The 269-nt window shown below is 40.1% G+C and carries 1 protein-coding gene; it reads left to right on the top strand.

Annotation, left to right across the window (positions count from 1 at the left end; translation table 11 throughout):
- The coding region (locus SB751_RS30945) for a radical SAM protein (protein WP_410749142.1) at positions 1-269 on the top strand (269 nt) is incomplete at both ends.

The following is a 269-nucleotide window of genomic DNA, read 5'->3' as shown; positions in this document are numbered from 1 at the left end:
ATCCTAAAGATCGTGATATGCCGTACATTTCAAAAATGGTTAAAGAAGTAAAAGAGCTTGGCCTCGAAACCTGTATGACCCTAGGTAAGCTTACCAATGAAAAAGCGCATGCGCTGAGTGATGCAGGGCTTGACTACTATAACCATAATTTAGATACCTCACCTGAATACTACGAACAAATTATATCTACCCGTACCTTTGCAGACAGACTAAACACTATTGATCATGTGCGTGATGCTGGTATGAAAGTTTGTTCTGGTGGTATTGTC

The sequence above is a fragment of the Cupriavidus sp. SIMBA_020 genome, assembly GCF_046535395.1.
Taxonomy (GTDB): Bacteria; Pseudomonadota; Gammaproteobacteria; order Burkholderiales; family Burkholderiaceae; genus Cupriavidus; species Cupriavidus campinensis.
The sequence above is the reverse complement of the archived record's forward strand: the minus strand, read 5'-3'. Positions and strand labels throughout refer to the sequence as shown.